The sequence below is a fragment of the Pontibacter beigongshangensis genome (genome assembly GCF_014332515.1).
In the GTDB taxonomy this organism is placed as follows: Bacteria; Bacteroidota; Bacteroidia; order Cytophagales; family Hymenobacteraceae; genus Pontibacter; species Pontibacter beigongshangensis.
In genome coordinates this window covers 108,349-134,437 of the sequence record NZ_VFSD01000019.1, presented here as the reverse complement: position 1 = coordinate 134,437, position 26,089 = coordinate 108,349, and the positions used below count along the sequence as shown (strand labels likewise).

The following is a 26,089-nucleotide window of genomic DNA, read 5'->3' as shown; positions in this document are numbered from 1 at the left end:
TTTATAAAAAATGAATCTTCCAATCCATGTACCTCACGCCTATTGATTCCTTCGGCCATCGGTTATAACTGCTGGCTTCCTTCTTCAGATACGGATTTTTAATTGGAATGCAACTACAGCGTAGATTAAATTAACTGTAGTTCGGTATAGTCCTAATCAAAATGGTAGGATTCAGGACATTCCTGATAGAAGCCCAATTCTTGCGTCTAGTTAATTTTGCAACGGATTTTGATGCCAAAAGAATTGACAAAAGAAATGACTGAAAGTAATAATACCTTAAAAGGAGAACAACCGGCTGCTTTCCGACCGTTAACAAAAACAGGAAATGCTCCTGTCCCAGTGTCGCTGCTCGATTTTGCCGTTACAGGGCAAGGGTATTCTGCTGTAGAAAGTATACAGAACAGCATTGAGCTGGCAAAATTTGCCGACCGCCGGGGCTTTGCCCGCTATTGGGTAGCTGAGCATCATTCCATGCCGGCCATTGCTGTTACTTCGCCAGCGGTGATGCTCTCCAGTTTAATCGGAGAGACCAAGCATATAAGACTGGGCGCTGGCGGAATGATGTTGCCAAACTTTCCACCGTTGGTAGTTGCTGAACAGTTTGGTATGCTGGCAGCGATGGCGCCAGGCAGGATAGATCTGGGAATTGGTCGCGCTCCCGGAACTGACGGCTATACTGCCACGGCGCTGCGAAGAGGCCATAGTTTTGGCGCCGAAAACTACCTCGAACAGTTGCAGGAACTGCTCCAATTTTTGGATGATGACTTCACTGAGGATGATCCCTACAAAGATAAGGTATGGGCGGTTCCGGGGCCAGGGCAAGACCGCCAAAACGGCATTGGCCGGTCCTTTGCCCGCCCTTCTGTGTGGTTACTCGGATCGTCGGGTTATTCGGCCCAGCTGGCAGGGAAAATGGGGTTGCCATTTGCATTTGCAGCACAGCTGGCGCCCGAAAACCTGCTGATGGCCTTTGACTTGTACAGAAAGAATTTCAATCCTTCGGAGGTACTAGAAAAACCACACACGTTGGCGTGCTTTGCCGTGTATGCAGCCGAATCCGAAGAAGCAGCACTTTTGCAGACGGAGAGTTTCGCACACAGCATGATGCGTATGATGCAAGGCCTGTCATATGTCATGCCTTCTCCTGAAGATCTTGCCAGGTATGCCTATACAGCTCAGGAAAAGATTATCATGGAAAGCTGGAGAAATAAAATGTTCTCTGGAACAGGCGAAACGGTTGTCAGGAGTCTCAATGAAGTTCAGAAACGATCGGGGCCAGACGAACTGATGATCGTGAATCTCGGACACTCACCGAAAGGGATACTTCGCTCGGCCGAACTGATCGCTGATGCTTACCAGATGCCTGTTTTTAAATGAAAATGACTTTGGATCAGGAAACCGCAAAAATTAAGTTGATCTTACCTGCGCAGGTTTCATCCAGAAAAAATTCCATGTTTAATACCTTATTTTTTGAATTAACCAGTTTTAAATGGAGATTAGCAAATTATACAATAGCGACCTGCCACAGGTCTATGAATTAGCATTTGAAGCGTGGAAAGAAGCTTATCCTGGTCAGTCAGATGCTTTTATAAGGAAAGTCAGTGAATTTATAGTACGGAAAAATTACTACGAAAATGCATACCGATATAAGATTGTTGAAGATGGAATTATAAAAGCAATTTTACTCGGTTGTGAGAAAAATGACACAAATAATGCTTTGGAATGGGTAGCGCTGCAGAAAAATGACCTCCAGGATTCAGAGCTTTTGACCATGAACAATCAAAAGGATTATCTTGTTAAATCTGATGATTTGCTGGCCACCTTTTTAAGTGATAACGACATAAAACTTGCTTTATTTATCAGTAATGTTCGAGGTTATGGCACTAAGCTTCTGAATCATTTTATGGAGGAGGCTCAGGTGAAAGGCAAAGACAAAATGTACCTATGGACAGACTCAAGCTGTAATCACCAGTATTATCCTAAACAAGGATTTGAGGAAGTTCTTTGTATTGATAACGCCAATGCTAGCATAGTTGAAGAAGATTACAGAACACTCTTTTACTGTAAGAAAATTTAATTCCTGGTGCTTTGCCTGAGATTCTGCTAACGGGTATTCAAAGGAAAATTAAAAAACTCCTACCATTAATTTGGCAGGAGGTTTTTTAATGATTTTAACGACTCTTTAAACTAAGCAGCCAGAAATTCATCTGTATCCTGAACGTTTGCATAGAAAAAGGAAAGAGCGCCTAAGAAGGCATGATGTACGTCGGCAGCTTTCACTACTTTCCCGTTAATTTCCTGATCGCATGAAGCACAGGCATCACCGATCACGGTACATTCAAACCCAAAGTCTTTTGCAGCTCTAGTCGTAGCATCTACACACATATGTGTCATCATACCTGTAACCACCACTTCAGTCACATCATTGGCTTTCAGATACTCCAGCAGGTCTGTGTCTCTGAAGCTATTTGGGTAATACTTCTGAACAAGCTTTTCGCTTTCCAATGGTTTTACATTTTCATGGATCTCCACGCCAGCTGTATCCGGTTGAAAAAAAGGCATGTGAACATCAGCTGCTAAATGCTGGATATGTGCTATCGGCAAATTATTCGTTCTGAAGTGATCAATGACCTTGCGTGCATTTAAACTCGCTTCTACCGGTCCTTCCAGTTCCCAGGCTCCGTTTTCAAAATAGTCATTCTGTATGTCTATGACAAGCAGTGCTTTCTTACTCATATTATTTCTGTGTTGTTAAATGAAATGCTACTACAAAGGTACCATGTCGCCCATACACACCTTCTACCATTACTTAACTGATACCTACCAATTTGATAAATAGCAACGGTTTTACTGTGTTACCCTCCTTACCCTCAAATCCTAGGGTATCCTGATTTTCAATTTAATGCATGATTAATTTTCAGAAAGTATTTCCCCTTAAAATACTATCGTCTTGCATTATAATAGACGCTACCAATGAATTGGCTATATTGATCTTATAAGCAAAACCAGAATCAGTAAACTGACATGTAATGCTTTACAGATACATGCAAGTACCTATAGTCGGGCTAGTGCTTCTCCAAATTAATTATTAGACAAGTGGTTGTCAGTATTTACCTTGTGGTACTGTTTCTCCAGCTTTTCTCTGGCGGTGTCGACAGTGAAGCTCCAATGGATTTTACTGGCTTTGCTGTTGCGCCTCTCACTCCAGCCTAGCACTTCCCTTTCCAGTACATCCAGGCTCCCAATCCTCCTGCTCAGGCACTCCCTTGCCACCACAGAGAACTCTATCTCCGCCATGTTGAGCCAGCTGCCATGCTTAGGCGTGAAATGAAAGTTGAACTTGCGGGCCAGCTCCCGGGCATCAGCGGCAGGCAGGTGCTCATAGAAGGAGCCGTAGCTGTGGGTGTTGAGGTTGTCCTGCACCAGCTCTATCTGCTCTGCATGCCCGTAATGCTCCTTTGCCAGCCACTCCATGAACTGCGCATAGTCTGCTTTCTTTCGCTGCTTTCTTACCTGCACGTACCGCTGGCCTGTGTCTATGTCATAAGCCAACAGAATAACAGCCGTGCCGTTACGCTTATACTCATTGTCCTGCTTCTCTGGCTTGCCTTCCTTCATGGGCAGCGGCTCCACTACTTCCCCCAGTAGCTGACAAGGCCTCTCATCAAAACAAACTCTGGCCGTGCCTACGATTGGCTCCTGCTCATACAATTCCAGCACATCCTCCATATTAGCCAAGTAGCGGCCATCTATTTTGCCGATGCACCACTGCTTTTTGAGCCAGGGCTTGAGCTTGCTTTTTTTAAGATCAGGCGCACTGACTCATCATGCAGCTCATGCCCCAGGCGCACGATCCGCTCGTTTATCAGCCAGACCGTCCAGCGGGCATGCCCTTCGGGCGCCTGGCTGCAGGCGATGCGTGTCACGGCCGCCTCCACCTCGGGCGTCACCTTGCGCGGCTGGCCCGGGCGAGGCCTCTCCTCAAGAGCGCCAAGCCGATGGGTAAGGTAGCGGCCGTGCACGTTGTAGACGGTGGCCACACTCACGCCTACCGCCTGAGCTATGGCGCCTGCAGGTCTCCCCTTGTCCAGGTGGAGCAGGACCTGTGCCCGCTTTACCTGGCGTGCGGCATGCTTGCCCTTGCTGAGGAGCTTCTTCAGCAAGGCTTTTTCTGCTGCGCTTAACGCTACTTTATCTAGTCGCTTCCCCATTTTGCATCCTCCTTTTCCTATAAAAGGATAGCAATGAACTTTTAGTTCTATAAATTAAATTGGAGCAGCACTAGTCTGAGAAGCGAAAGGAGGCAGTATGCTGAAATTATTCTAATCAAAACAGCCCTTCAGAGACCTCTTCTGCTCCGGCCCGCACGACAGAAGGAGACGGCAGGCGCACAAACGAGGGCTTGCTGCCGAATGACTTCAGAATACAAGCGTAGAGCAGGATTGCTAGCAGCAGTTGTGACCGGTGAAGCGGAAAACAAAGCAATTGAAATGCAGGGACTGTATGCGTAACTTTGACATACAAAACAGGTTGGACCGGATATTCCTTTATTACAATCGTGTAATCCTGGAATTAATATAGATCCGTTTAAAATTAACTAGCTGGCAGAAATGGGACACGATCACGGACACAACCATACACATGGTGCAAATAAGAAGACCTTAGCCATAAGCCTGAGTATAATCACCCTATACATGCTTGTGGAGGTTATTGGCGGATTTCTTACCAATAGCCTGGCCTTGCTGGCAGATGCGGGTCATATGTTGAGCGACGCCATATCGCTTGCCATTGCCCTGCTGGCCTTTAAAGTCGGAGAAAAAGCGGCTAACTATGGAAATACTTACGGGTATAAACGAATCGAGATATTAGCGGCTGTGCTTAACGGGGTAGCCCTTCTACTGGTAGCCTTTTATATATTCTATGAGGCCATCGACCGGTTTCGGAACCTCCCTGAGATCGCCCCCGGCGGCATGCTAATCATCGCCACCGTTGGGTTACTGGTGAACATGCTGGTTGCGTGGATCATGTTGCGTGGCGGCGATGTAAAAGGGAACCTGAATATGCGCGGAGCTTATTTGCATGTGATCAGCGACATGCTTGGTTCCGTTGGCGCCATTGTGGCCGCACTGCTCATCATGGTCTTCGGCTGGGGCTGGGCAGATCCTCTGGCCAGTGTTGTTGTTGCCGCACTCGTCTTACGCAGCGGGTATTTTGTAACCAAAGCTGCCATTCATGTGCTGATGGAGGGCACCCCACAGAACGTAGACATGGCGAACGTAATTGAAACAATTCAAAAAGCAAAAGGCATTATCAGCGTGCACGATTTACATGTCTGGTCCATTACCAGCGGGTTGAATGCCCTTTCCTGCCACGCGGTAGTAGATGAACGATTGACCATTTATGAGAGCGAACAGATCCTCCGCCGGATAGAACAAGACCTTGAGCATCAAAATGTTCATCATGTTACCATTCAATTGGAAACGCCTGCTCATCTGCACGACAATTCGGTCTTGTGTACCGTACAACCTGAATCGTCCGGTCACCACCACCATGCTCACTGATAGATTTTGCGGTTGGCCCCAATTGTGAAGCCTATGCTTTTTGGTTGCAAGTACATCTGTTTTCTTGTTGCGTAAGAGGTATTGGGGTTTACTCGAACTACCTACGCCATAAAGAAGCTCCGGAGTAAAGGGAATTACCTTGCCAAGGCCGGTTCATCCTTCTGCTGACCGTTTAAGACCCTGTTATAGGGCGTCCTGCTGCGCTATGCTCTCACCATAGCTCCCAAACAAGGTTCCTTTCCAAAGGGGCCTGCATCACAGGCCCTTAGCACTGTTATTAAAACAGATCGAAAAGGACGACCCTTGCCCAAAACTGCTTTCTACCTTTATGTCTCCACCTGCATTTCCAATGATCTTTTTTACCAGATACAGCCCTATCCCTTCGCCCTCAACATTAATTTCTTTACTATGAACACGCCTGAACTTCGTAAATATGTCTCTGATTTTATCCGGTTTTATACCAATGCCGTTATCTTCAAAGGACAATATAATTGAATCAGCTACTCTTTTGCTTTTAATTGTTACCTCCAACTGACGATCCGGAGACCTGTATTTTAAAGCGTTGCTCAGTAAATTAAAAAAGATACTCCGCAGGTTCTTTCTGGAAAAATTGATTTCATTTTCTTCGAAAGCAACGTTAATAGTTGCGTTGGATGCTACTAACGCATCACTTAATCCCATTTTCACCTCTTCCAAAAGCCTGGGTACATTTACCTTTTCAGCTTCATCAATCTCACTTTCGATCCTGGTAATATCGGATAGTTCGCTAATGGTCTCCTTTAATCTAATGACAGATTTTTCCAGGTGGGAAATAATTACCTTTTTATCCTCCGGAGTGTCAGTCGATTTTAAATGATGAAGGAGTCCTTCGATATTATTGACAGGTGCCTTCAGGTCATGTGAAGCCGAATAGATAAATGTATCATGTTCTTTATTGATCTCTACTAATCTTCTATTGTTTTCCTGTATGATTTTCTTAGATTCTGTAATCTCAGATATATCACTAAAAGTGATAACTGCCCCATCCGTCTTATTGTCCTGCGATCTGATATAAGGTACTATCATCATCGAATACCATTTGCTATCCGTTGTTTCGACTGGCTTTTCTTTAATTAACTGGGTATCAATTACTTCCTGTATGTCCTCTATCAAAGTAGAAAACCTGATATTGGTGGAAATGTCTGCCAAAGGTCTCCCGATATCAGCTTCCTTAATATTTATTTGTTTTATGGTGAGCGGGTTGTACTTCTTCAGTACGATATCATTATTAACATAAATCTGCGTAATGTACGTGCTTCTGAAGTAATTATGCAGGTCATCGTTTAACTCCGCCAGCTCCTTTATTTTCAACTGATATTCAAGATTTACGGTATTTAGTTCCTCATTCATGGACTGCAGTTCTTCGTTGGAACTCTGCATCTCCTCATTGCCGGAAAGCAATTCCTCGTTATAGGATTGAATATTGCTATTGGATTCGTCGAGGTATACATGTGCTTCCGCAAGCTTTTTTCTCGTTTCCGCAAGCTCTGATTCCAGATCGGACAAATACCTGCTGGTATGGGTTTCTTTATTAAATAATTCAACACTTTGCCTGGTATTTCGGTCTACTTCTCCTTCAGCAAAGTATAGGACAATGACCTTATGATCGGCTGTGTTTTCGTTGAGCAAAGGTTTTACAAGCATGTTGACTGACCGAATATGCTGGTCAACTTTAAAATAAATTTCCTGAACTGCCACTTTAGCGTTTTCCTTAATCGCTTTCTTAATGGAGGTTCCTGCCGCTATGGCCAACTCAGCAGGCAGAAGCTCGAGCAAATTATCATTGAAAAGCTTCGGCAGCAGGAATTTTTCAAAATCACCGAATGGCAGCATCACCTTATTGTTTTCATCCACGCATACTCCCGCCAAAAACCTGGCTTCTTCCAGCGTCGATTTATACAGAAGCGCCGGCAGACTGGCAGATACACTATTTTTTAAAGGCTTTAATGTAAGCGTTGAGTAAGTTAGCTTCTTTACTTCTAAATGGTGTGGCGCGTAGGCTTTAAACTGTAGCACGGCATTCTTTTCGGTGTTCAGGTATATCTTCCATTTCTTGTCAATCTCTTTGAAAGAACCTTCTAAAGAGCCCAGCCCCTCGCTAGGGCCCAGAAACAAATAACCGTCTGCGTTCAGACAAAAGGCAAGGGTGGCAAATATTTTTCTCTGCAAAGTCGGATTAAAATAGATCATCAGGTTGCGGCAGCTGATCAGGTCGATTTTGCCATAAGGCGGTTGATGGATAATGTCGTGTTCAGCAAATATGATCATCTTCCGGATGTTATCCCTGACTTTATATTCGTCGCCGACTTTGGTAAAAAAGTTATTCAGGCGCTCTTCCGAAACATCTTTGCTGATACTTTGGGGATAAATGGCTTTGGAGGCTTTTGCCAGTGCCTCTTTGTCAATATCCGAAGCAAATATTTTCACTTCAATGTCTTTTTTCACCTCTATCAGATGTTCTTTTAGCAGTATGGCTAAAGAGTAGGCCTCTTCTCCCGTGGCACAACCTATCACCCATACTTTCAGCACGTCTACCAGCAATTTATTTTCAACTATTTCCGGTATCACCCTGGTGGCAATTACGTCGAAGGCTTCACTATCTCTGAAAAATCTGGTAACGCTTATTAAGAACTCTTTGGCGAGAGTATCTATTTCAGATGGATCGGATTTCAACATCTGGATATAATCACCAATAGTTTCCGCATTATTGGCTACCATTCTTCTCGTGATTCTTCTTATAATAGTTGCCCGTTTGTATTCTGAAAAGTCTAAAGGCGTATGTTTTAATTTCTGAAAGGGCTGTTTCGTTGGCTTCTGAGAGCGGATGCGAAAAATTACAGGCTAAGGTCTTTTGCTGTATGTACTTAACGATCTGTAGAGGAATTTGCTTGGGTGCTAGTATATAATCGTAATAACCGGATTCAATGGCACTCAGGGGCATGCTATTGAACTTTGTTGACTGAGGATCCTGCACGATCACCATACCACCAACCTTCTTTATAGCTTCAATGCCTTTAGTACCGTCAGATCCATTTCCGGAAAGCACGATGGCAACGCTCTTGTTGCCAAGGTCTTCTGCCATCGAGTTAAAAAATATATCAATCGCTGAGTTGGGCGTAGATCTTTGCCTGTTCTTCAGCATCAGTTTACCATCCGTAATCGTCATGATTTTTCCCTCAGGCAACACATACACACAGTTAGAAATCACTTTCATTCCGTTTTCTGCAACATATATCTTCAGTTTGGAATGTTTTACCAGCAGTTCTTTCATAAAGCTTTTGTGATCTGGCGAAAGATGCTGCACAATGACATAAGAGACAGCATCAGACGGCGTATGATCAAAGAGCTCATGAATAGCCTCCATACCTCCTGCAGAGGCACCAATGCCGATAATAAATTTTTCCGGCTGAACAGGATTTAGGGGGCTACTGCGATTAGTGTTTGATTTAGTTTTCATGATACTAGTTAAATAAAGAGTAAGGAGCCTACATCAAGGTTAAAATCTACCTGATTCTCTTGAAGTTAACCAATTTCACAGTCATTATGTGCAATATGACAAATTTGATTTGGGTCCTTCACCGCAGAAAATGGCTTCTGATATTTTCTGCATCAGCCAGGGGATCTTTTTATGGATAGCTAACAGATCTGAGCAATAAAGAATTTAATAAGCACGTAAGCTTAGCTGAAGCATAAAAGCCAATGATCTGACCTGACTTAACTACTGCTCCTGCATTTTGATTTTTAGAAAGGTTTAATGCTTTTAAAGCAGCCAAAAGGCATATTTGCCATAATTTCTAATTTGGCGAGGTACTACTATATTTCTGGTTTTTACGTACCCGGTTCCTGAGCCAGGGATAGACCGCAACTTAACTTTCCGGGAGCTGAAATGGCACCGCGATCTGTAACAGAGCACAAGCCGCAAGACAATGGAAGCTTCGCTTTGATTGTCAGATTTAAATAAATCTAAGGTTTAATTCCGGTAAGTTGTGTTGCTGTCAATAACCGATCTGATTTATTTGTATATTAAAAGGAAACACCAGGTGTACGAATTGGCTCGAAGCATACCAAAAGTATAAACTCACCAAAGCTATTCTTTTAACTGATGTCTATCCAGGTAAGCCGAAGTGAAAGGATGTTCTTTCGCTACCCCTTCCCCCATAATATGACTTACGGTCCATCCTCTTTCTTTAAGATAATCTGAGATGATGGCACGATGACACCGCCACCACACGGCTTCGGAACACATGTAGGCAGTTCTGCTCTGGGAAGCGATCTCCATCAGCTTGGCTATTCCATTTTCAAAGTCCTTTGTCTCAGAATAATCAGCATAGCCACGAAAGGCCTCATTTCTCCAGGCAATGTTAGGAGAGTCTGGCCGAGGCTTTCTGCGGCCACCCAGCTCCTGTACGGGCATGTACCTGATACCTGCCTCTGGCAAGTAGGTCTCCAAAGCTGAAACATTGAAGTGCGGGAATTTTTTGGAACCCGGATAGCGGCGCACATCCACCAGCACCTCCATCTGAAACGAGCTGAGCGCAGCCACAAATTCTTCCTGGCTTCGGGTGGAATGACCAAAAGTCCAGATGGTGTTGAGGTCTTTTGCCATCTTGGTTCTAGTATATTTTAAGAGTGGTTCGGAAACATAGTGGCCGGCATTATCAGGCTACGGCTGCAGGCATGCAGGCCTTTACTTTTCGGAGTTTGGAATAGCGAGCGTCAGCAGGAAAACGGATTCTTCGATGGCTGCCACGCTATGCGGTATGCCTGTGTGAAGCGCCAGCATCTGCCGCTCTCCCATCTCGACGGTTTGTTCTTCTGTGGTGAAAAGGATCTTCCCCTCCAGCACCTGTAGCGTAATAATACCGGGAGCAGTATGCGTTTTCATCTCAGCTCCCTGGTGCATGCCAACCAGCACAAGGCGCAAACTGTTTGTCTTAAAGATAGTGATGGCATTGCGGTCGCTTTTCTGCCAGGCTTCTTCTTCTTTTATCTGCTTTTTGAAAAGGTGAAGATCCATTTCGACCAGCGCCGCATTCAGTGGCCGATCTCCGACTGGCCGCTGTGGCGTGGCCTCCGTAAATTTTTCCTGGGGGGCAGTTGCATCTTCATTTGCAGAACTGGAGGAGGTCTTATACCGCAGCGCCTGTATCAGCTCACTGGTCAGGGCATTGCTGTAGATCCCGTACCCGTCTACCAGAACGCCTTTCACGTTGTGTTTGTCAGAAGAAATAGCATAGACCACGGCCTCATCGCCCGGGTCAGTCATTCCTTCAAAACGGTAATGCCTGTCCACCACAAACTCGTCAGGGTAAATCTGCAGCGAGTTTCCGTTACAGATCAGGCAATTCTCCGTCAGGTTGAAGTCTACGTTATAGCCCTCTTTCTTGAGGTTGTTCAATACCTGTGAGACAGTGGTCATGGTGCTCATAGCAATTTACTTTTTTAGTGGCTGTAGGTAAATTAAACCAGTCTGTAGAAAAGGAGAAAAGCCAACCTCACCGTTAGTGCCGGTCTGGCTTTCCAGTCCTTCATGTTCCGTAAGACTGTTTATTCTGTACTACGCTGTTTCGCCGCTTGAGTCTGAATTCTGGTGTTTGAAGTGGCAGGAGTCTTGCAGTTCCTCATGCAAGGTGTCCGGGATCTGCAGCCAGCAGGGCAACGGATTTCCAGCTGTCTGTCACATCCTTTTAGCTTAAGCTGTTTCGGCGGTTAAGGCACTCTGCAAAAGGAAGTCAGGCATCCCCAGCTATAGTGGGTTTTTATAGAGCCAGCGACACAAATCCGGAAATTCAACGGTTGTTTTTTTAATTTCTCCAAAAAGCATAATGCGGCCTGCTCGTCCGGATACCCGCGTCCTTTTGCCCGAAGCGCAGCCAAGTCTGATTACGATAAGAGGAGGCGATGCCTTGAGCAGCCCTCATTTTCAGGGAATCGCTTCTATGACCTTTTGGTTCCGGAGTGGCGGAGCTGGCGGAAGCCCGGTTACCTGCAGTATTTCCTGCTCATCCAGGGTTTCACGTTCCAACAGCGCATGGGCGAGCGCATCCAGCTCCTTCCGGTATTGTCTTAGTAAGCGCTGTGCCTCCTCATGTGCCTCATGAATAATACGCAGCACTTCTTCGTCTATGGCTTCTGCGGTGGCCTCGCTAAATGGTTTGGCTCCTGTGTACCCATCCATGCCGCCTCCCAGGTATCGGTTTTGGCGGGGAGCCAGTTGTACCATGCCAAGCTTAGCGCTCATGCCCCAGCGGGTAACCATGGAACGGGCTAAGTTGGTTGCCTGTTCTATGTCGTTCTCGGCACCGGTGGTACGGTTGCCGTATACAATTTCTTCGGCCGACCTTCCTCCCAGAATACCAACGATCCTGCCGCGCAGGTACTCCTCCGGATAGTTGTAGCGGTCACCGTCGGGCTGCTGATACGTGACGCCAAGCGCCTGACCGCGTGGCACAATCGTAACCCGGTTTACGGGGTCTGCGCCGGCCACCACCAGGCCCAGAATGGCATGGCCGCCTTCGTGATACGCAATCCGCTCCCGATCCTGGTAACTAAGCAGCAACGGACGTGCGGGGCCAAGCACAATCTTTTCCAGGGCATCAAAAAAGTCTTTTAAGTTCACCGTATCCTGGTTTCGGCGTGCGGCCAGCAGGGCCGCTTCGTTTACCAGGTTTCTGATATCGGCTCCGGAGAAGCCCGGCGTTGAGGCCGCAATTTCTGCCAGCTGTACTTCTGGCGCCAGCGGCACGCTTCGTGTGTGCACCTGTAAAATAGCTTCCCGCCCTACTTTATCCGGCAGGTTCACTACCACGCGCCGGTCGAAGCGGCCGGGCCGGAGCAGGGCCTTGTCGAGCACATCAGGCTGGTTGGTTGCCGACAACACAATAACGCCTTCCTTGCTATCAAAGCCATCCATTTCGGTCAGTATCTGGTTTAGGGTCTGTTCCTGTTCGCTGGCGCCACCAATGGCGTGTTGCCCCCGGGCCCGGCCTATCGAGTCTAATTCATCAATAAAAATAATGGCCGGTGCATGCTCCCGCGCCTGTTTAAAGAGGTCGCGCACCCTGGCGGCCCCCACACCCACAATCATCTCCACAAACTCAGAGGCGCTCATAGAAAAAAATGGCACTCCTGCCTCCCCTGCTACTGCCCGGGCCAACAGGGTTTTGCCGGTACCTGGCGAACCCACCAGCAAAACGCCTTTGGGAGCAGCTCCGCCCAGGCGCGTATATTTATCGGGGTCCTTCAGAAAGTCCACGATTTCCACCAGTTCGTTCTTGGCTTCATCAATGCCGGCCACATCTTCAAAAGTTACCCGTTTCTGCGTGCTTTTATCGAAGCGTTTTGCCTTGCTTTTTCCGATGCCCATAAAACCGCCCATGCCCATGCCGGCCTGTTTTTTTGCCCGGCGGTACATCCAAATATAAAAACCAATCAGGAACAGCGCCGGTCCGAAGAGTATCAGAAACGACGCCAGCGGGTTGGCCCCTTCCTGAATCGGCTCGGCCCGTATCTCAACCCGGTGCTCAATCAACAAATTTTCGAGACCCGGATCAACGAAGGAAGGAACGATCGTGGCAAAGTCTCTTACGGATACCGCCTCATTCTCCGGGTCATTGTCTGCATCCTGGGGCCTGTAATTAACGGTATCAATAAACTGCCCCGAAATTAACTCGCCTTTGGTATAAATCGCCTTTACGTTGTTGTTGCTCACTTCTTCCTTAAATAGTGTATAAGGAATCTTGGTTGGCTCGGCTTCCGGGAAAAATGTTCGGGATAGCAGGTAGTTGAGCAGCAGCAGCCCCAGAAACCAAAACCAGATTCTGCCGGGAGGCATCGGGCTTTTTTTGTTATCGGTAGCGGGCGGAGTGCCGTTGAGTGGCGAGGATTTGTTTCCTGTTTGTTGTGCCGTTGTTTTCATGATCAGGTAAATGCGCTTTTATCTGAATATAAATGTTTAGGGGTGCATGCCTTAAAGTAGTTTGGAAGACAATCCCACGGCATTTCCTTTCCTATACGGAAGCATAGTACTGCCTGAGAAAAGGACCCTATAACTTAACAAATGTCTTTTTCCTGCGGCATGTTTTCCCTTCGGGACAGTTTTGCCCCGGTGCTTCCTGAAGTCTTTCTTTTGCCCTGCCCCCGTACCCGTTTAAGCAGTTCGGCCTTTTGCGGTCTATTCTTCAGGCCTGAACCTTACATAGGAAGAAAGCACATGCTCCTAAACCTCTGTAAATAACGCGCTTAGGCCGGGAACGTTGTAAAAAGCTTTACCTAATATTTCTGCAAGAGCATAAACTTCCCGGCATCAGCCCCAAGGGGTTTGCAGGACCTGCCGCCATAGGCACATAAGCTGCCCGAACGGCTTCAGCTACCAATCGTGTGGGCAGTTTGCCTATTCTGTAAGTAACAATACCTCTTCCCGGCCTAAGTTCCTGCCGACGAAAGGAGAGGGGAAAACACCCGATAGTGGCCGCCTGACTATTCAACGCAACATGCCGACTTATAATGAGCATGCGGGAAGAGGTGGTGAATTGCCGTCTCTTCCCGCATGCTCATTATTTAAAAAATTCGAATGCTATATCAATGGGCATAATATGTACCGCCCTGAATGCTTGCTTTGTTTCTATCTGATGTATAACCTGGGCCGGCACTATAAAAACATCGCCCTGTTTCAGGGTTTGAGCAGCGTCTTCCAGGTGTATTATGCAGGCCCCCTCCTGTATTACGAGTACAGACTCCCTGGATGCCAGGTGCTTTGGCATAAAAACTCCTGCCCTGGCAGCCATTTCCTTCCCTACAAGTGATTTCCCTTCGGCCAATAATTTAACCTTCGGATTGGTTACAACATGCATAGGTTGTGGTTTTAAAGTGTTTTGAAATACGCCCGGCTCACTTCGTCGTAATTTGCCGCCGATTATTTAAAATAAGCATGATACGTGTTGAAGGATGTTTTCAGATCTGAGACCAGCATGCTGGCCTGCTCTTTATCAGCCTCTTTGCTGAGGGCCTCGATCAGCTCCATGTGAGGATGAAGCCATTTATGCAGCTCTTCGTGGCTTTTGCCTGTCATGGTACAGCTTTTTATGAGGGCATTGTTTTCATTTTTCAACTGTTCGGCCAAAACAACATGGTCTGTTGCCTTTGCAGCGCTGTAATCCTGCAGGATTTGCTCAGATTTATGCACAAAAGGTTTCATTTCGTCATTGACCAGCCATTTTTCTCCGTTGTTTAATTCAAGCGCCTGATCGCTGTTTTCGTGGCTGTGATGCTCTTCTACTGGTGCTGCTACTTCTCCTGCCCGTGTTTTATCGGAGGTGCTTTCACATCCGAACAATAGAACTGACAGGGAAAGAAGTGCTATGATCCTGGTTTTCATGTGGAATTTATTTTAAGTTGTATAATAATTTAACTGATTTCGTCTTATGGCATTACAAAGAAGTGTCGCTTTGGCAGCTAACAGCAGGCAGCCTCTCTGTTTCTGAATTATGCGAATCAAAATGCCCCCCCGGAGCCCTCTGCTGCCGATGCCGCTACTACAGGACTGGCCGTGTTGCACCTGACTTTACCTGCCGGCACTTAACGCTGAACACCGGCACCATGAGCCCCGGCAGAAATGCGGCTTTACCAGATATCTTTTTGTATTCTTGAAAAATTTTCATGGCTACACCTCTTTAAGAGTTATCGTTATGTATTATAGACAGTGGCAAAACGTATCGGAACTCAACATTTGCTTTGTTCTGATTATGAAAAGATCCTGCGTCTTATTTTCTGCATCTTGTGTCCTGCAGCAAATGGCCGTACAAATTCGATTTCCTGGGAGTTAAGTCGCCGTCTATAATCGCAGTACAAAGGTACCTCCTAAAGCAGCCTCCCGGAAGGGCCGGAAGTAGGCAGAACTGGTATAAAAGTCGGATGAGGCAAAAATTAGCTTCGGTATTCCAGGGGGTTTATACCAGCATGTTTCTTGAAAAATTTGCCAAAGTGGGATGGGTCCGAAAAATTAAGATCGTAGGCAATCTGGGCAATGGTCTGCTTTTTATTCTGCAGCCGTACTTTGGATTCCAGCAGGAGCATCTCGTTGATCCATTCGCCGGCTGTTTTACCGCTGACCTCCCTGATAACCGTCGAAAAGTACTTCGGTGTCAGGTGTATTTTATCTGCGTAAAAAGACACCTGCCTTTCCTGGATGAAGTGTTCGGACAGGAGCGCCTTAAACTGAGAAAGAATATGGTTGCCTCTATCTACGGGAGGGGCCGGGTCAGGGCTTCGGCTTTGGTGAACGTCTTCTAGTTCGTGCAGAACAATATAAATCAAACTTCGAATAATGTCGGACGTGTGCGGCGCGGTGTCAAGAATTTTTTCATGGACCAGATCAAAGTAGGTCTTGAACTTTTGGTACTGATCCGAATCCAGCGCGACTACCTGTTGCCCTGTTTTCTCAAAAAAATCAAATTTATCGAGGTAATGGACATCGGCCTGGCCTTTAAGAAAAACCTCTTTGCGGAAGAAGAATATCCTGGCGTCATAGCTTGTTCCAAGGTCGGTGAACTTGCGGATGGCTGAGGGGGCAATGGTGAAGATGGCCGGAGCCTGAGCCTTTTGAACAAATAGGTCGGATTCTACCTGAATCTCGCCTTTGCTCAGCAGGCAGATAGCATAGGCTGAAGTGCGGTGGGAATCCATGGCGGCACAGGCATCGCCGAGATGAGACATGTAATACCATTGATTCGTAGCAGAGGCTTCTATCTCAGTATATTCGATATAAGGTATTGTCTTCATGTCACCAAGTAACGCACATTCTATGGCTTTGTTATGCCGCTTTTTTGAACCTTGAAAATGCCTGAATGGGGGCACCTCTCTGCTATTCCTCCTTGTGTCAGGCGGTATCGGATCAAACATACTCAATCCTGCAGTAACCAGCTAAGTAATGGTGGCTTTTCTTCTCTCCGGAATTTGTGGCGTCAACATGGAAGGTCGTACCTGCTAGCACTTTAGGAAGGTGCAGGAGTAGGAAGTATAGCTCCGGAGGGCCTTTTTGATTCAAATAATTCAATTTTAGTAGTAGCCGGGTGGCTACTTCTGCTCCCCGGCAAACTGATCTGTGCCTGATCCGGGCATCCGGTTCCCGGGCCGATTTCTCCTCCTAACAAAACAATCCTTTATTCTGCAGCAAGGCCTTTCCAGGTTGGTTTTTCTTCTTCAAAGTAAGGACGCGGCAGAAATAATTATGGATGCTTAGTTAAATGCCGGCAGCTTGCGTAGTGTATAAAATCCAGAAACAATCCTATCTACTATGAAAAATATCAAGACGCTGGCCATACTGAACACCGTGTTTTTCCTGCTTCATCTGGTCCCTTCGCAGCTCACGCAGTTGGAGCTTTTCAATAGCCAGACCATCGGCGAAGTATCTGATAAGTATCCGGCACTTTTCACTCCAGCAGGCATCACCTTTTCGATCTGGGGCCTCATTTACCTGGCATTATCCGCCTTTTGCATCTATCATCTTATCAAAGCTTTTAAAGAACCCGCCAGCCATGAAGCTAATGTAGACTTGCAGCAACTGGGGTATTTGTTCATGCTCAACAACCTGGCGACCGGCGCCTGGACTATTGCCTGGGTAAGCGAGTGGCTGGTACTTTCAGTGGTACTCATCCTGATTCAGCTACTAACGCTGCTGGCGATGCACCTGCGGCTGGGCATTTTTGATGCCAGGCGCTCGGCAGCCTCCCGTTGGTTTACGCAGGTGCCGCTAAGTTTATATTTCGGCTGGATCATCTTCGCCACTGTTGCGAACATCAGCTCTGCCCTGGCTGGGCTGGGCTGGGATGGTTTTAGTCTGAGCGAGGCGCTCTGGGCCATCATCATGATTGTGGCAGCCACGCTGCTCGTGGTGTTTGTGGTCTTTTCCAGGAAAAACCCAGTTATCGGCCTGGTGGGCATCTGGGCGCTTTACGGCATCACGATAAAGCACCGGGAACTCAACCTGGCCGAGAGCACTCAGATCAGTACGGCCGCCTGGATATGCCTGGCAGTGGTGGCCCTGGCGGTAGTAGTCATGTTTTTCAGGAATGCTCAGCGCAGCCCTGAAACATTCAGGCCTTAAATGCCTCTTCCTAACCTGAGGCAGGCAGCTGCAGCCTCCGGCACCACAACGCCCTACAGCAAACTTTCTTACTCCCAAGGTTTTTTGCGCTTTCAGGTTTACGCCCGGAAATGCTGCGCACAATATCACACGCAAACACCTTTCTGACTTGTCGTTTTTAATATACTTTACTGGTTTATGAATTAATGTTGGAGAACTAACGTATTAGGTGTATATACTTAGAGCCTGTTTTACATATCACTGTAAAATCCTGATCTCATTGCTCATCAATCGCCTTAGGTTCTACTTTATTTCCAGCAGCAACGCCGTACCATACTCCCGGATCTGAGTGTGCACATAACACAAGTAAATGAAATTATACATTAAATACATGGTCAGCAGTCGCTGTAAGGCACTGGTGCAGGAAGAACTCGTAAAGCTCGGATTACAGTCAGAGTATGTGGTGGTGGACCTGGGCCTGGTGGAAATTCACAAAGACATTACGGATATTCAGCTGGAACAGCTAAAAGAAAACCTGCACAAAGCCGGCCTGGAGTTGCTCGACGATAGCAAAAGCAAACTGATCGATAAGATAAAGACGCTCATCACCGATATGATCCATGCTTCGGAAGAACAGCCGAGGGTAAATTATTCTGTTTACATAAGTGAGCAACTGGGCTATAACTATAACTACCTGGCCAACATCTTTTCAGAGGTCAAGGGCATTACCATTCAGCAATTCATTATTATCCATAAGATAGAGAAAGCAAAAGAACTGCTTTTTTATGATGAGCTCTCCCTTACCGAAATCGCACATCGCCTGCATTACAGCAGTGTGGCCCATTTGTCCAGCCAGTTTAAGAAAGTGACAGGCCTCTCCCCTTCCTTTTACAGGCACATAAAAAGCAAACGGGAGGGCGTGCTCGAAAACCTGTAACATTTGATACAAACTGGAATAAGTATATAAAATATTCTCTTTCCATTCTCCTCACCTTTGTGCCTTGCTTGCAGCCATCGAGGGTGCTTAAAGCCATGTTATATGTTTCAGGTTTACTAAAGCACATTGTCAAAGCCTTTCATGGATACTTTCAGACCTGTAAGTCCAGACCTGTATCTCTTTTTCCAAACAAACTTACGCTCGCCTATGAACCTTACCAAATTAGAAACCGGGAATGCTTCCTTCGATCATATTTCACATGGCGGGTTGCCCCTCGGCCGAACTACGCTCGTGGCAGGCAGCTCCGGTAGTGCCAAAACCCTGTTTGGCGCACAGTTTCTGGCCATGGGCATTCAGTTGTTCGATCAGCCCGGGGTTTTTGTCACGTTTGAAGAACAGGTAGATGATATCCGGAAAAACCTGAAAAGCTTTAACTGGGATATTGACACCTGGGAAAAGGAAGGGAAATGGATATTTGTGGATGCCGCCCCCAAAGAAGAAAACATCATAGCGGTGGGCGATTTTGACCTGAGCGCCTTCAGGATCAGGCTCGAAAGCGCCGTGCAAAAATGCAATGCCCAGCGTGTCGTCATCGATTCTATCGGGAGCATTTTTACGCAGTTTCATGAAGAGATGCACACCATACGGCGGGAGCTGATTCAGGTAGCCCTCACCTTATCGCGTTTGGGCGCCACTTCTATTATTACGGCTGAGCGCCTGGAAGAATATGGCAAGATCACACGTTTCGGAGTAGAGGAATTTCTGACAGACAATGTGGTGATACTGCGCAATGTGCTACAGAACGAGAAGCGCAGAAGAACCATCGAGATCCTGAAATTCAGGGGCAGCAATCACGAGAAAGGCGAGAACCCCTTTTCCATTAACCCGGAAAAGGCCATTGTCATTATCCCGTTATCGGCCATGAACCTGAAGCACATCACATCTGATGAACGGGTTACCTCCGGCATACCTACCCTTGACACGATGATGAACGGCGGCTTTTTCAAAGGCTCCATTAACCTGGTATCTGGTGCGATCGGGGCAGGCAAAACATTACTGGTAGCCAATTTTGTCAGCGCTATCCGTGAGAATAGGGAGCGCTGCCTGCTCATGGCCTTTGAAGAAAGCACCGAACAGCTTTATCGGAATGCAGCTGGCTGGGGCATCGACTTCAGAGGGCTGGAAGAAGAAGGGCTGCTGAAGGTGATCTGTATTTACCCGGAGGTCTCCTCCCTGGAAGATCATTTTATCAACATTCAGGAAATTGTACAGCGCTTTAAGCCCGACAGGATAGCGATCGACAGTTTGTCGGCTTTGTCACGCACTTCAACCGACAAAGGGTTCCGGGAGTTTATCATAGCGTTTACAGCTTACCTCAAGCACCAGGAGATTACAGGCATGTTTACCTCTAATACGCCTTTGCTGGCAGGCGGCACCTCAGACACCGAAGGCAACATCTCCCCTATCACAGACTCTATTATTCTGCTGCGCTATGTAGAAATGTCGGGCGAAATGCAACGTAGCATCGCTGTGCTTAAAATGCGCGGTTCCAGCCACGATTCTTCAATCCGGAAATTTTCTATCTCTGATAAAGGCGCTAACATAGGAAAGCATTTCGAAGGCATCAGCGGCATCCTGACAGGAAACCCTATGCTTATTAAACTCGAGTAGCGGGAGTTTACTGCTTACCAAATCAGCCGGAGGTAATCGGCACCATTAGCCTAAACTAACAAGATGAGCATGCATGTATTTCAGCTCTTTATTAACGGACACAGCCCAAATTCTATTGAGGCCGTGGACACACTACTTAAGATCTGCCGAGAAAATTTAAATGGAAATTATCAGCTTAAAATTATTGACATACAGAAAGATCCTGACAAAGCGGAGGAGGCAGGCATTATTGCTATACCAACCCTGATCCGGCTGGAGCCAACACCCGTCAGCCGTATTATTGGGGCCCTAAATGTAAGAAGCCGCGTATTAGCCGCCCTGGGAATTTCGAGCCTGCATAAGTATTAGACACCCGCACTGCCTGTGGCCGGGGCCTGAAATATTTCCGTCCTCAACCGGCATCGTGCAAAAGCAGCAAAGGCAGGCGTTTAAAACAAGCTGCCTTTGCTGTTCATAATCCTGAAGGAGCCACATTGTCTTACCTGTAATTTCAGGGCATTACCTTCCGTTTATCAGCGTATGGGTTCACCTGCCAGACCATCAAAAGCTATTCCCAGGCAGCCTGCTTCTTTAAAAGTTTAACAAGTAATTTTAGTTTGGAGGTTAAGGCAGTTTTTGGACAATAGGTGTAATCCCACCCCACAAACTCCTCCAGCACCAGTCAAAACATCCGGGAGAAAAAGCAGATTGGGAAGGCGCTTTTGCAGAAGTACTTCCAGCCTTCATAACATGCTATATAAGGAGGAGCAGCTCACCGTCCATACAGCTCAAAAAGGAGTCGAAACGTCAGTGAGACAGCAAACGCCTGAATTATTTAAATAAAAACCAGCCTCCGGAGGTCTTTTCTGCTGCTGCTGCTGCTGCTCTTCTTTTTCACCGGAAACCACCTGCATGTACCTCACCGGAGCTTCGATAAACTTAACGGTAGTATTAGAGTACACTATATGAGGAGCGCCTGTATAATGGGTGCCTCTGACTTATAATTTAACAACAGCCAGGCCTTTATCAGCCATTGGCCGTTATGCCATACCGTTTAACTGACATCTGAATGCGCAAACAAATCATACATCCGGCAAACCAGGAAGTTTCTCCTGACCTGCAAAGTTGGCTAAACCTGGCGCAGCTGGCGCAGGTTGAAATAACGTCTGAAGAGGCCGCCCATCCTGTTGAAGCGGCTTTTGCCACTACCGGAACAACTGGCTGGAGGGCGGGGCAGCCAGGAGAGCAAATTATCCGGCTTGTGTTTGATGTGCCACAAGACATCCGGCAGATTACACTTCTTTTTCGTGAGCAGGAGCAGGAGCGCACCCAGGAGCTTCTGCTACGCTGGCTTCCGGCAGGCAGCCAGGCGTACCAGGAAGTAGTGCGGCAACAGTACAACTTCAGCCCTCCGCACACCACAGAGGAAGCTGAAGACTATGTCGTGGATCTCAGGCAGGCAAAAGCCCTGGAACTCAAAATTATTCCGGACATAAGCGGCCGAAATGCCTACGCTTCGCTTGCAGCACTCCGGCTGGGCTGATACATTTTTTTATCCCGGAAAAGGGAATTCCTTTGCCCTGACCTGAAAGGCGCTTACACCGCCAGCGCCGAGGCAGCGAGCCTTATTGGCGGCAGGATATTCCTTCTGCTCCAGCAGCCTCTTCCAGCACCTGGTCTATCCTGATCCACTTCATGCCGGCGGCTTCGGCGGCTGACGTGCCCGGAGTTCCGTCTTCGAACACCAGGCAAGCCTCCGGCCTGATACCAAGCTTTTCGGCAGCCAGCAGGAAAGGGTCCGGGTGAGGTTTGCCCCTGGCAGTATCTTCGGCACACACCAGCACTTCCACCAGTTTGTCTATGCCCAAAACCTCCAGCGTTTTCTGTATCATTTTCCGGGAGCCCCCCGACACGACTCCTATTCTGACGCTCCCCACATGGCTTACCAAATGATCAGCCACAAACTGAACCGGTTTTACCTGTTCAATAAATTCGTCATAAAACAGTTGCGATTTTAGGGCGGCAAAGGCCTCGGGGTCAAAATCGCTGTTGTACCTTTTGTTGATTTCCTCCACCACTGCCGGAATCGGAAGGCCTGCAAACTCATCTATCATGGCCGGGTCTATGATCACCCCACCGTTAGCGGCAACCTTTGCATAGGTGTCTTTGTGCGCCTGCATGTTGTCGGCTAGGGTTCCGTCGCAATCATAAAGAAAGGCTTCATAATCGCCTGCAGAAAGTGAGAGAAGTTGCTTTAAGGCATTTGCATGCAGGCTGGTCGGGTTATTCTTCAAACTCATAGTTTATAATTTCTGTTTTTTAAGCGTACTCCTCCTCCGGTTTTATTTTGAGAGTGGCGTACTACTTATTTAATCCGGCAGAGAAAGTACCTGCCCTAATTTATAATTTTGAATTTCTAATTTTCAATTTGGCCTAGCCCTACTTTTGCTGCTGCTCTAAACCGGATTATTCCGGCCCGGGTCTTTTCTATTCGATGGCCGCTATCAGCTTTTCTACGGCCCTGTTTACAAACCCTTTTTTTGCCCGCTGCCAGTTAAACAGCAGCAAGCCACAGCAGGCACAAACGATACCAGCCAGCACATCGAGCACGTAGTGGTGCGAACTGTACACAGCAGCAAACCAGATACCAGCTGTAATAATGGCAAATAACACATTAACCAGTCCCAGCCTGTTCTTTAGCGCATAGTACAAGACCAGAAGCGGGTAAGACGAGTGCAGCGAGGGCATGGCAGCAAACACGTTGGAACTTTTGGCATAAAGCGCACTGAAAATATCGACTCCGAAGTAGGCATCGAACCGCGACAGACCTGCTGTGTTGCCAGGTGTGGCGGCTATAAAATCGAAACCGAACTGCTGCACGTACCAGGGCGGAGCCGCCGGGTACAGGTAGTACACCACAAAGCCCAGCAGGTTCACCAGCAGGAAGGTGAGCGAAAAATAAACAAACTGCCTCCTGTCTTTAAAAAAGAGGAAAACGGCAAAGGCAAGCGGAACCGGAACCCAGGTGAGGTAGAAAACACCGCTCATCACGTCCAGAAGCGTATTGCTGTGCAGCAGCCAGTATTCGTTCGGCGTTAACAGGAGGTCGCCACTCCGAATGCCGAATATGGCTTTCTCGGCCCTGTAAAGGCTCCCGATATGCACTGTGTTAAACCAGTAATTCGGGAAAGCCTTCATGTAATCGAACAGCACCCAGAACAGGATAAATATCGAGAAGCCTGTAATAAACTTTCTGGTTATGGCCGACAGAAAATACAGCGTATTTGCCAACGCCACCAACACCAGTTGATCAATCTTAAAGCCGACCAGCACAAAAGACAGCAACATATACGTTCCTGACAGGGCTAGCATCAGCAGTATGTGTTCACGGGTTGTTTTCTTTCGCTCCTCTACAAGCGCCGTCACAGAATCCATGTTACTTTTCTTCAAAATCAGATTGTTTTTTTGGCTTACCTGCTGGCGCCAGTATGGCAACGGGTGAGCTCTTCCTGCAGGCCAGGCATAGGCTCCTGGGGCTGCCTCTTTTCCCCAACCCCGAAAATACGCTGGTTCAGGGGGTACAGAAAAATAAGGAGGAACATGGCACAACTGCTGAATTCTATCAGCTCCGCTCTTTTACCGCTCGGGCACATCCAGGCAACCCCCATGAAAAGCAGGAAAAACACCACCTGGTACAGTCTTGGTACTGCCACCCCTGCCCTTGTATCTGTAAAGGTGCGCAAGCCTGCTGACCTGCTATAGGCTACCGGCCACACGAGCAGGTAGAGCAGGATTACTACCGTCAGCATTTTAGAAAATACCAATTTATTCAGCTTTGTTCCGTTTACCACCATATTATGTATGTTGGTTTCCTGCTGCGAATTGTGTGTAGAGAAAAACCCGCTGCTCTCGACGTTAAAAATGCGCTGCCCCCAGCTGATCTCCTCGGCTGCCCCAAAGGTAAACAGCACGCCAGTGGCCAGCAACGTCAGTCCGAAAAGCCGAGGTTTTTTTCTGTAAAGCCTGCAGAACCGGAAGAACATGGCACCGCTTATGGCCACTAAAGTCAGTGCCGTCAGCCACTCTATAAACCCATCTTCCACAACATACACCTGCTCATACCACACCCTGTCTACACGAGACTCTATGACGCCAAAAACTACGCAAAGCGTTACAAAAAACAATACAGTTATTTCAAACAAACTGGTTGGTAAATGATTATCTTTCATTTCACGCACTTTAAAAATTCTGATTCACATTGCAGCAAGACTTGAGAAATAGCTATCGCTAGCTATGCCTGATGTGGGCGGGCCGGTATAAACTACGCCTGAGCCGGGGCAGCAGCCCATAACCTGAAGGCACAGGGGCAGCAGCAGTAAATTACGCTCCGGGAGGGCTTTTTTATTCGAATAATTGCCTTGGCACATGCGCCCTGAAAAGGCCCTGTTACCAGACAATAGCGGGATCAGCGGATGGCAGGAAGGGTGTTCTGTTCTTTCAATAATTTCTTTTCTGTTGCATGGCTGCTTTTTAAGGCTTAAAACGTTCCGTCACCAGTTTACCGGAGGCCGCGTCTTTGCCTCTCAGTTCCACGTACAACACATTCGGCACCCAGAAGCTGCCGCCCTCAACCCGCACAAATACCCGCTCCAGAATGGCCTCCTGGCCATTTATTTTAGCGTAGGCATGGTACTGGCCGTCTTTGGACCTCCGGAGGTGTAGCGCAAGTTTGTTATAACACACAAACTTGAGTTCAAAGTTGTCTTTGCCCAGTTTTCTGGTGTTCAGCCCGTAGGCGAACTTTCGCTGAATGTAGTTCAGTTCTTTGCGGGCTCCCCCTTCGGCATACCGTATCCAGAACACCTGCACGGGTTCGGCCTCATTTATGGCGCCATTTGCCGACCGGTTCAGCTGATACACAACCGTGTTGGTGTTAGGGTCGCGCTGCACATAATACAGCATGTTCTTTACTTTTGGCACCGGCAGGGTATCTGGTGCCACACTATAAAAGTCGGGGGCTGCAGCAGCGGCCTTAAACCCGGTAAGGCTGAGGCAGGCAAGCAGCAGCAGTGTTAGTTTTACGCAGTTGTTTTTCACTTTCCGGAAATAGCGAGCTCCTTTTGCTCGATTGCTTTTTTAGAGTCACGCAGCCTGTTTATGGCGGTAATATTTGTCATTACGGCCATTACTGCAAGGGGTATGGTAAACACTGACATGGTTTCGAACACCTGAAAAGAGGTGCCCGGAAAATAAACTTTGTAATCGTCCCCGATAAAGCCATAGGTAATGCCGCAGGCGATGCCGGAAACACCGATGAGCACCACCCGCTCCGGCCGCTGCATCAGCCCGCCCCTGCACTCCACCCCCAAGCCTTCGGCACGCGCCCGGGTGTAACTCACCATCATGGAACCGATAAGGGCTACAAAGGCAAATAAGGAACTGAGCAGGTAATGATGCGCGATAAGGTAATAGCAGATGCCCATAAACATGATCATCTCGCTGTAGCGATCCAGCACCGAGTCGTACATGGCTCCGAACGTGGACTTCATGTTGCCCAGGCGTGCCACCTGCCCGTCGAGCATGTCGAAGAGGCCGGCAAACAGCACCAGCGCCCCGGCCCAGCCCACATACTCCAGTTCTCCGCGGTTAGACCGCTCACCGCCTATTATAAAGACAGCGGCTACGCCTATGTTCAGTATAAGCCCGGTGGTGGTAACCGCATTGGGCGTAAAACCAAGGCGGATCAGGAACCGCACAATCGGGTTAATTACTGTATAGATCCCCTGTTGCAGTGCATCTCGTAGTGTTCTCTTGCTCATA

24 protein-coding genes are annotated in these 26,089 nt (G+C 47.5%); 8 read left to right on the top strand and 16 right to left on the bottom strand.

Translation table 11 applies throughout. From position 1 onward, the window contains the following. Positions 1-231: 231 nt before the first annotated feature. Together FJM74_RS15775 and FJM74_RS15770 are read left to right on the top strand one after the other, a co-directional pair. Positions 232-1,377: an LLM class flavin-dependent oxidoreductase gene (locus FJM74_RS15775; RefSeq protein ID WP_241739199.1), complete on the top strand. Its 1,146-nt coding sequence runs from the start codon at positions 232-234 to the stop codon at positions 1,375-1,377. 112 nt (positions 1,378-1,489) lie between these two features. Then, positions 1,490-2,077 carry a GNAT family N-acetyltransferase gene (locus FJM74_RS15770; protein ID WP_187263594.1) on the top strand — a complete coding sequence of 196 codons (588 nt, stop codon included), beginning with the start codon at positions 1,490-1,492 and terminating at the stop codon, positions 2,075-2,077. A gap of 110 nt (positions 2,078-2,187) precedes the next feature. Here the strand turns inward: FJM74_RS15770 and FJM74_RS15765 are convergent, their stop codons facing one another. From FJM74_RS15765 to FJM74_RS15755, 3 genes are all read right to left on the bottom strand, one after another. After that, complete coding sequence (locus FJM74_RS15765; protein ID WP_187263593.1) at positions 2,188-2,736, bottom strand: cysteine hydrolase family protein; 549 nt, start codon at positions 2,734-2,736, stop codon at positions 2,188-2,190. A 345-nt stretch (positions 2,737-3,081) separates the two neighbouring features. Continuing rightward, a complete protein-coding gene (locus tag FJM74_RS15760) occupies positions 3,082-3,753 on the bottom strand; it encodes an IS630 family transposase (RefSeq protein ID WP_317175567.1) in 672 nt (223 codons plus the stop codon). Further along, positions 3,750-4,211, bottom strand: coding sequence for a helix-turn-helix domain-containing protein (locus FJM74_RS15755; protein WP_187263592.1), 462 nt, complete (start codon positions 4,209-4,211; stop codon positions 3,750-3,752). The genes FJM74_RS15760 and FJM74_RS15755 overlap by 4 nt, the downstream gene beginning before the upstream one ends. A 399-nt stretch (positions 4,212-4,610) precedes the next feature. Between FJM74_RS15755 and FJM74_RS15750 the strand changes: the two genes are divergently transcribed. Then, positions 4,611-5,561, top strand: coding sequence for a cation diffusion facilitator family transporter (locus tag FJM74_RS15750; RefSeq protein ID WP_187263591.1), 951 nt, complete (start codon positions 4,611-4,613; stop codon positions 5,559-5,561). 255 nt (positions 5,562-5,816) lie between these two features. On the opposite strand, the gene FJM74_RS15745 is transcribed toward FJM74_RS15750, so the two are convergent. The 8 genes from FJM74_RS15745 to FJM74_RS15710 all read right to left on the bottom strand — a co-directional run bounded on the left by FJM74_RS15745 (position 5,817) and on the right by FJM74_RS15710 (position 16,379). Next, positions 5,817-8,330, bottom strand: a complete 2,514-nt coding sequence (locus FJM74_RS15745; RefSeq protein WP_394353898.1) for a CheR family methyltransferase — start codon at positions 8,328-8,330, stop codon at positions 5,817-5,819. Then, a complete protein-coding gene (locus FJM74_RS15740; protein ID WP_187263589.1) occupies positions 8,305-9,057 on the bottom strand; it encodes a chemotaxis protein CheB in 753 nt (250 codons plus the stop codon). Before FJM74_RS15740 ends, FJM74_RS15745 begins: the two co-directional genes overlap by 26 nt. Before the next feature lie 630 nt (positions 9,058-9,687). Further along, positions 9,688-10,206, bottom strand: coding sequence for a DUF488 domain-containing protein (locus FJM74_RS15735; protein WP_187263588.1), 519 nt, complete (start codon positions 10,204-10,206; stop codon positions 9,688-9,690). Positions 10,207-10,287: 81 nt separating this feature from the next. Continuing rightward, positions 10,288-11,028, bottom strand: coding sequence for a cupin domain-containing protein (locus FJM74_RS15730; RefSeq protein ID WP_187263587.1), 741 nt, complete (start codon positions 11,026-11,028; stop codon positions 10,288-10,290). 495 nt (positions 11,029-11,523) lie between these two features. Next, positions 11,524-13,518, bottom strand: coding sequence for an ATP-dependent zinc metalloprotease FtsH (ftsH, locus tag FJM74_RS15725; RefSeq protein WP_187263586.1), 1,995 nt, complete (start codon positions 13,516-13,518; stop codon positions 11,524-11,526). 637 nt (positions 13,519-14,155) lie between these two features. Beyond that, a complete protein-coding gene (locus FJM74_RS15720) occupies positions 14,156-14,452 on the bottom strand; it encodes an AraC family ligand binding domain-containing protein (protein WP_187263585.1) in 297 nt (98 codons plus the stop codon). A 62-nt stretch (positions 14,453-14,514) separates the two neighbouring features. Continuing rightward, a complete protein-coding gene (locus FJM74_RS15715) occupies positions 14,515-14,976 on the bottom strand; it encodes a hypothetical protein (RefSeq protein WP_187263584.1) in 462 nt (153 codons plus the stop codon). A 548-nt stretch (positions 14,977-15,524) separates the two neighbouring features. Beyond that, complete coding sequence (locus tag FJM74_RS15710) at positions 15,525-16,379, bottom strand: helix-turn-helix domain-containing protein (RefSeq protein ID WP_187263583.1); 855 nt, start codon at positions 16,377-16,379, stop codon at positions 15,525-15,527. Positions 16,380-16,893: 514 nt separating this feature from the next. Here FJM74_RS15710 and FJM74_RS15705 point away from each other — a divergent pair. The 5 genes from FJM74_RS15705 (at position 16,894) to FJM74_RS15685 (ending at position 21,812) form a co-directional block, all read left to right on the top strand. After that, on the top strand, positions 16,894-17,703 hold the full coding sequence (locus FJM74_RS15705; RefSeq protein ID WP_187263582.1) for a hypothetical protein: 810 nt from the start codon (positions 16,894-16,896) through the stop codon (positions 17,701-17,703). A 349-nt stretch (positions 17,704-18,052) separates the two neighbouring features. Continuing rightward, the gene (locus tag FJM74_RS15700) at positions 18,053-18,619 is read left to right on the top strand and encodes a helix-turn-helix domain-containing protein (protein ID WP_187263581.1); all 567 of its coding nucleotides are present in this window, start codon (positions 18,053-18,055) and stop codon (positions 18,617-18,619) included. 207 nt (positions 18,620-18,826) lie between these two features. After that, the gene (kaiC, locus tag FJM74_RS15695) at positions 18,827-20,290 is read left to right on the top strand and encodes a circadian clock protein KaiC (RefSeq protein ID WP_187263580.1); all 1,464 of its coding nucleotides are present in this window, start codon (positions 18,827-18,829) and stop codon (positions 20,288-20,290) included. Positions 20,291-20,353: 63 nt separating this feature from the next. Beyond that, the gene (locus tag FJM74_RS22750; RefSeq protein ID WP_187263579.1) at positions 20,354-20,638 is read left to right on the top strand and encodes a circadian clock KaiB family protein; all 285 of its coding nucleotides are present in this window, start codon (positions 20,354-20,356) and stop codon (positions 20,636-20,638) included. Positions 20,639-21,338: 700 nt separating this feature from the next. Then, positions 21,339-21,812 (top strand): hypothetical protein, encoded by a 474-nt coding sequence (locus FJM74_RS15685; RefSeq protein WP_187263578.1) that lies wholly within the window; start codon positions 21,339-21,341, stop codon positions 21,810-21,812. An 82-nt stretch (positions 21,813-21,894) separates the two neighbouring features. On the opposite strand, the gene FJM74_RS15680 is transcribed toward FJM74_RS15685, so the two are convergent. The 5 genes from FJM74_RS15680 to FJM74_RS15660 form a co-directional block, all read right to left on the bottom strand. Then, on the bottom strand, positions 21,895-22,569 hold the full coding sequence (locus FJM74_RS15680; protein WP_187263577.1) for an HAD family hydrolase: 675 nt from the start codon (positions 22,567-22,569) through the stop codon (positions 21,895-21,897). A gap of 187 nt (positions 22,570-22,756) precedes the next feature. After that, complete coding sequence (locus FJM74_RS15675) at positions 22,757-23,704, bottom strand: phosphatase PAP2 family protein (RefSeq protein ID WP_187263576.1); 948 nt, start codon at positions 23,702-23,704, stop codon at positions 22,757-22,759. Between the two features lie 35 nt (positions 23,705-23,739). Beyond that, a complete protein-coding gene (locus FJM74_RS15670; protein ID WP_187263575.1) occupies positions 23,740-24,498 on the bottom strand; it encodes a hypothetical protein in 759 nt (252 codons plus the stop codon). Positions 24,499-24,799: 301 nt separating this feature from the next. After that, positions 24,800-25,366, bottom strand: coding sequence for a DUF4833 domain-containing protein (locus tag FJM74_RS15665; RefSeq protein WP_317175566.1), 567 nt, complete (start codon positions 25,364-25,366; stop codon positions 24,800-24,802). Further along, a complete protein-coding gene (locus FJM74_RS15660; protein ID WP_187263574.1) occupies positions 25,363-26,088 on the bottom strand; it encodes a CDP-alcohol phosphatidyltransferase family protein in 726 nt (241 codons plus the stop codon). The genes FJM74_RS15665 and FJM74_RS15660 overlap by 4 nt, the downstream gene beginning before the upstream one ends. Position 26,089: the final 1 nt, after the last annotated feature.

What these genes read in the sequence shown, in the direction of transcription:
- FJM74_RS15775 (WP_241739199.1), top strand. Translation starts at nt 232, where the DNA reads ATGCCAAAAGAATTGACAAAAGAAATGACTGAAAGTAATAATACCTTA.
- FJM74_RS15770 (WP_187263594.1), top strand. Translation starts at nt 1,490, where the DNA reads ATGGAGATTAGCAAATTATACAATAGCGACCTGCCACAGGTCTATGAA.
- FJM74_RS15765 (WP_187263593.1), bottom strand. Translation starts at nt 2,736, where the DNA reads ATGAGTAAGAAAGCACTGCTTGTCATAGACATACAGAATGACTATTTT.
- FJM74_RS15755 (WP_187263592.1), bottom strand. Translation starts at nt 4,211, where the DNA reads ATGGGGAAGCGACTAGATAAAGTAGCGTTAAGCGCAGCAGAAAAAGCC.
- FJM74_RS15750 (WP_187263591.1), top strand. Translation starts at nt 4,611, where the DNA reads ATGGGACACGATCACGGACACAACCATACACATGGTGCAAATAAGAAG.
- FJM74_RS15740 (WP_187263589.1), bottom strand. Translation starts at nt 9,057, where the DNA reads ATGAAAACTAAATCAAACACTAATCGCAGTAGCCCCCTAAATCCTGTT.
- FJM74_RS15735 (WP_187263588.1), bottom strand. Translation starts at nt 10,206, where the DNA reads ATGGCAAAAGACCTCAACACCATCTGGACTTTTGGTCATTCCACCCGA.
- FJM74_RS15730 (WP_187263587.1), bottom strand. Translation starts at nt 11,028, where the DNA reads ATGAGCACCATGACCACTGTCTCACAGGTATTGAACAACCTCAAGAAA.
- ftsH (WP_187263586.1), bottom strand. Translation starts at nt 13,518, where the DNA reads ATGAAAACAACGGCACAACAAACAGGAAACAAATCCTCGCCACTCAAC.
- FJM74_RS15720 (WP_187263585.1), bottom strand. Translation starts at nt 14,452, where the DNA reads ATGCATGTTGTAACCAATCCGAAGGTTAAATTATTGGCCGAAGGGAAA.
- FJM74_RS15715 (WP_187263584.1), bottom strand. Translation starts at nt 14,976, where the DNA reads ATGAAAACCAGGATCATAGCACTTCTTTCCCTGTCAGTTCTATTGTTC.
- FJM74_RS15710 (WP_187263583.1), bottom strand. Translation starts at nt 16,379, where the DNA reads ATGAAGACAATACCTTATATCGAATATACTGAGATAGAAGCCTCTGCT.
- FJM74_RS15705 (WP_187263582.1), top strand. Translation starts at nt 16,894, where the DNA reads ATGAAAAATATCAAGACGCTGGCCATACTGAACACCGTGTTTTTCCTG.
- FJM74_RS15700 (WP_187263581.1), top strand. Translation starts at nt 18,053, where the DNA reads ATGAAATTATACATTAAATACATGGTCAGCAGTCGCTGTAAGGCACTG.
- kaiC (WP_187263580.1), top strand. Translation starts at nt 18,827, where the DNA reads ATGAACCTTACCAAATTAGAAACCGGGAATGCTTCCTTCGATCATATT.
- FJM74_RS22750 (WP_187263579.1), top strand. Translation starts at nt 20,354, where the DNA reads ATGAGCATGCATGTATTTCAGCTCTTTATTAACGGACACAGCCCAAAT.
- FJM74_RS15685 (WP_187263578.1), top strand. Translation starts at nt 21,339, where the DNA reads ATGCGCAAACAAATCATACATCCGGCAAACCAGGAAGTTTCTCCTGAC.
- FJM74_RS15680 (WP_187263577.1), bottom strand. Translation starts at nt 22,569, where the DNA reads ATGAGTTTGAAGAATAACCCGACCAGCCTGCATGCAAATGCCTTAAAG.
- FJM74_RS15675 (WP_187263576.1), bottom strand. Translation starts at nt 23,704, where the DNA reads ATGGATTCTGTGACGGCGCTTGTAGAGGAGCGAAAGAAAACAACCCGT.
- FJM74_RS15670 (WP_187263575.1), bottom strand. Translation starts at nt 24,498, where the DNA reads ATGAAAGATAATCATTTACCAACCAGTTTGTTTGAAATAACTGTATTG.
- FJM74_RS15660 (WP_187263574.1), bottom strand. Translation starts at nt 26,088, where the DNA reads ATGAGCAAGAGAACACTACGAGATGCACTGCAACAGGGGATCTATACA.